This is a genomic window from Myxococcus llanfairpwllgwyngyllgogerychwyrndrobwllllantysiliogogogochensis (genome assembly GCF_006636215.1).
Lineage (GTDB): Bacteria > Myxococcota > Myxococcia > Myxococcales > Myxococcaceae > Myxococcus > Myxococcus llanfairpwllgwyngyllgogerychwyrndrobwllllantysiliogogogochensis.
Window position 1 is genome coordinate 1 of record NZ_VIFM01000607.1, and the last position, 629, is coordinate 629.

Below are 629 nucleotides of genomic sequence, written 5' to 3' on the forward strand. Positions count from 1 at the left end.
AGCGCGGAGGAGGGGTGGAGGGGACAACAATCCACCACACGGCGATGGCAGGTGGGACAGCGCATCGATGGCGGCGGCGAGGGGAGTTCAGTCCGAGGTGCGTGCGGGCCCCTCGAAGCATCGCCTCTCGGCGGCGCGGACGGAAGCCTCCCCCAGAGGGACGGCCACCGCTTCCGGGGACGTCGGTGGGGCCATCAGGCCTCCTCCCGGCGCGCTCCCAGAGCGAGGCTCAGTCGCTCATCTCGGGGAGGTCCGGCAGGGTGTCCGGGTCCAGCTTCAAGATGACGCACAACCGGGTCAGGGTGGAGATGGTCGGTACCATGACTCCACGCTCCACCCTGGCGAGGACCTCCACGGGCATTTCCAGGCGCTCGGCGACTTCTTCCATGCCGAGCCCCGCCTGCTGGCGGGCGGCCTTCAGTGCCGCCCCGAGCACCTCGGCCCTTTCCGCGCGACTCGTCTTCATGGACGCGAGCATGACGCCATCCGGCCCGCTCGTCACCCAATTCACCACATGCTCCAGGTCCGAAGCATGGCCTCCAACATTGGATGGGGCCCCGAGGGATGGGACCTGGCGCCGACCGCCAACGCAGGGGCTCCCCGGGGTGGGGGTGGGCGCCTGCCTGGGC

Annotated in this window: 1 protein-coding gene; it reads right to left on the bottom strand. The window is 70.3% G+C overall.

Annotated elements, in window-relative coordinates; genetic code table 11:
* Positions 1 to 229 precede the first annotated feature (229 nt).
* On the bottom strand, positions 230 to 511 hold the full coding sequence (locus FJV41_RS49585) for a helix-turn-helix domain-containing protein (RefSeq protein WP_246137916.1): 282 nt from the start codon (positions 509 to 511) through the stop codon (positions 230 to 232).
* Positions 512 to 629: the final 118 nt, after the last annotated feature.